4 protein-coding genes are annotated in these 3455 nt (G+C 30.2%); 1 reads left to right on the top strand and 3 read right to left on the bottom strand.

Translation table 11 applies throughout. The features are described from left to right. Window positions 1–254: 254 nt before the first annotated feature. Entirely contained in the window at window positions 255–1301 is a 1047-nt protein-coding gene (locus AB2B44_RS10525) for a hypothetical protein (protein WP_369049543.1), read from the bottom strand. A gap of 202 nt (window positions 1302–1503) precedes the next feature. Here AB2B44_RS10525 and AB2B44_RS10520 point away from each other — a divergent pair, with 202 nt between their 5' ends. Continuing rightward, a complete protein-coding gene (locus AB2B44_RS10520) occupies window positions 1504–2379 on the top strand; it encodes a site-specific DNA-methyltransferase (protein ID WP_369049542.1) in 876 nt (291 codons plus the stop codon). Here AB2B44_RS10520 and AB2B44_RS10515 read toward each other — a convergent pair. Together AB2B44_RS10515 and AB2B44_RS10510 are read right to left on the bottom strand one after the other, a co-directional pair. Then, window positions 2376–3005 (bottom strand): ScaI family restriction endonuclease, encoded by a 630-nt coding sequence (locus AB2B44_RS10515; RefSeq protein ID WP_369049541.1) that lies wholly within the window; start codon window positions 3003–3005, stop codon window positions 2376–2378. The two genes, AB2B44_RS10520 and AB2B44_RS10515, sit on opposite strands and share 4 nt — an antisense overlap. Further along, window positions 2989–3216 (bottom strand): helix-turn-helix domain-containing protein, encoded by a 228-nt coding sequence (locus AB2B44_RS10510; RefSeq protein ID WP_369049540.1) that lies wholly within the window; start codon window positions 3214–3216, stop codon window positions 2989–2991. Before AB2B44_RS10510 ends, AB2B44_RS10515 begins: the two co-directional genes overlap by 17 nt. Window positions 3217–3455 lie beyond the last annotated feature (239 nt).

The following is a 3455-nucleotide window of genomic DNA, read 5'->3' as shown; positions in this document are numbered from 1 at the left end:
GGTCAAAATAATTTCCTAACGATATTGATGTATTTTTCATTCCTATTTTTAATTTGCTCAAATATACCAAATTTTGGTAAAAACACAAATTTTCAGATGTAGCAGGAAAATTACGCCCCAACGTGTTTGTATATGGTTTGTTGCGTGGTTTAGAACGTAATTTAGCAAATAAAAACCGAATAGAAAATCCGCGAGGATTTTCGTAAGTAGACTAGAACCAAGCAATAAATTATATACGGTGTTAGGCACTGGCTTTATTTTTCGTTTAGTTCTAATGCCATATTTATAAATGGACCAATCGATTTTCCTCTAATTGACATTCCAGCATCGATGACAGAGTCTAATTTATATCGGTCAGAAGCAGAGCCATTCAAAGCATAATCAATTCCGTCAATTTCAATAGTACACCAATATTTTTGTCTACATTCAATTATAACTTCTTCTGCATAAAAAGGCCATTCTCCAACAAAATCATCTTTTAATATCTTTTTAAACTTAATATCTGGATTGATTTTTCTATTAATATTATCTATTGCGGTTCTTTTATATGTCTTTTTTTCTTTTTGTTTAAATCGTGTTGTATCTTTTCTATAATCTATCGTTCCTATTTTATCATCTTTAAGCAAAATAAAATCGTAATATACTGTTGAGAATTGTTGTGCTTTTTTTCCCAATTGACCAAGCGTAAATTGTCTGCTAATTCCACGAACAAATATTTCGAGTTTACTTATAATAAATTGTGTTACATATGAGTGAACTTCTTTTTCATATTCAAAATCAGATAATTTCTCTAATAAACTTGAATCAGCAAGGACAATATCAGTTTCGTATTTTTCCCAAAGTCTTTTGACATCAATACTTGGTTTTGATGCTGATGTAATAATATTCAGATTATGGTATCTAGCGTATTTTCCAAATTCTGATAGCAGATAGATTAATTCTTTTAAATCACTATCTTCTTTTAAAAATTTCTCATCAATTTTTAGTGCAGGTATTTCTCTGTTTTTAAAGTAATTAGAAAGAATGTTGTTTTTAAGTTCATTTAAATCGTGTCCGTTTCTCCCTCCACATTTTTTTAAATATTTACTGTCAGGATATTCATTATGAATTTCATAATAGCCTAAACAAATAAAACATTTCATAAGCCTTTCTAATCCACTTGAAAGAAGCTGAAATGGTAAGTGGTAAAAATCATTTATAGAATCTAAATTTTGAAACTCTCCGAAACCAAGTTTAATCAACTTAAATGAAGCTCTTAATTCATCGTGTAGATAAAGGTCTTTAATTGAACTATCTGTCATTTTTTTTTCAGCTTGTGCCTAACGGTTGGGGCTATATTTAGTGCGGGATACAGAAGCCGAAACTTTGGACTAATATACAATATTTCGTTAGAAGCACACCCTTTGATTTTAATAATTTAACCCGCATTACATATAGCCTGTGTTGTGCGTTCGTACTTTTTACTATTTTTACATTTGGATTTCTAAATTATTGTTTATAAATTTGCATACTATAATTAGCGTTAATATGTTTGATAAAATAAAAAGTGTTCTAGGTACTCCTTATTATGAAAATGATAAGGCTATAATCTATAATACGGATTGTGTTGAAGCTTTAAATAAACTAATAGCAAGTAATATTGAAATAAACTCAACTATCACTAGTCCACCATATAATATAGGAAAAGAGTATGAAAAGATATTAGCAATTGAAGAATATGTCGGATGGATTACTGGAATTATTAATCAAATACATCAGATTACTACAAATAACGGTTCTTTTATTTTTAATGTAGGTTATTTAAAAGTAGAAGGTAAAGGACGTGCGGTACCCATCTCTTATTTACTTTGGGATAAAATTCCTTTTTATCTTACACAAGAAATTATATGGAATTATGGTGCAGGTGTAGCTTGTAGAAATTATTTGTCACCTAGAAATGAAAAGGTTCTGTGGTATATAAAAAATGAAAAAGATTATACTTTCAACTTAGACCAGATAAGAGACCCAAATGTTAAGTATCCTAATCAAAAGAAAAATGGTAAATTACGCTGTAATCCATTAGGAAAGAATCCTTCAGATGTTTGGGAAATAGCGAAAGTTACTTCTGGTAAAAACAGGTCTTCCGTAGAAAGAATGCCTCATCCCGCACAGTTTCCAGAAGAGTTAATTGAACGTGCTATTCTTGGCTTTACTAATGAAGATGAATTGATTTTAGACCCTTTTATGGGAAGTGGAACTACTTCTCGTGTTGCTATGCTTAATAATCGCTATTCTATTGGTTTTGAGCTTAATGAAGAATATTGTGAAACAATAGCAAAACGTTTAGACAATACAGTTAAAGAAATTAAGATAAAAGAAAACACTCCATCTTTATTTTAAGGATGGAGTGTTATTAATTTAAATTTTTTAGATTCTTTCGTTAATCTCGCCTGTTGTCCTTTTGCAGATGCTTGTGGAATCCAGTCAGTATGTTCTAAGTAACCAAACTTAATTTGAGTAATTTTTGGGTATATTATATTTCCTTCATTATCAAATTCTACCTTTCTATACTCTCCATCCTCTAGTATTTGAAACTTTTCAAAATTGACTCCTATATAGAAACCGTTTTTATCTTTTGTATCTGAGTCTAAAGATGGTTGTGCGTAACTACGATTAGCATAAATATCATTTTTACTACTAGACGCTTTTACTTCTACTGAGTATGTAGCGTTAGGTTCGTAAACAATATCCTTTTCTGTTTTTGTAATACCAACACGATAATCAGAACCAACATTTTCTGCTAAATTGTAGGGTATAAGTTCATGAATAATATTACTCATAATTTGAGGTGTTGGAAAAATTTGCTTACCTATTGAAAGAGGTCCAATTTTAGACTGGAATATCTGTTTCCATGAAGTTAGCACTGCATCTACTATTTGTTTTTTAGATAATGGATGTTCTTCTATTAATTTTTCCGTTATTTTTTTCCAGTTCTCTTCTTCTTGGTTGTTATATGGTGATGCCATTGAATATATCTTTAATACTTATTTCTAAAGCATTAGCAATTTTCTTAATGTTGAGGAGAGTAATATTTTTTTCAGCTCTCTCAATCATACCGATATAAGTTCTATGTAAATCAGCTTTATGAGCCAATACCTCTTGAGAGAGACCTTTTTCTTTTCGTATTTCTCGAACTCTTTCCCCAAATTTTATCAGTATATCTTGTTTAGAATCCATTGCTAATTAAAGTATGCAAAGTTATCTCAATTAAAATGATTATTCAACAGACTATAGTTAGCATTTAAGGTTAATTGGAATTAATTACGGAAGTTTTGTTTAGTATGACGCACAACGGTTGGGCTATGAGCAGTTGGGGATTTTAAGCACTAACTTTCGGTTAAGCACCGACCTTTGTTATATGTTTATACTTTTGTTTTATCACTTTCACCCCAATTGCTTATAGCCGTTGTTAGCAA

This window comes from Tenacibaculum sp. UWU-22 (genome assembly GCF_041021355.1).
Lineage (GTDB): Bacteria > Bacteroidota > Bacteroidia > Flavobacteriales > Flavobacteriaceae > Polaribacter.
Note: the sequence above shows the minus strand (reverse complement) of the source record. Positions and strands in the feature narration are given on the sequence as shown.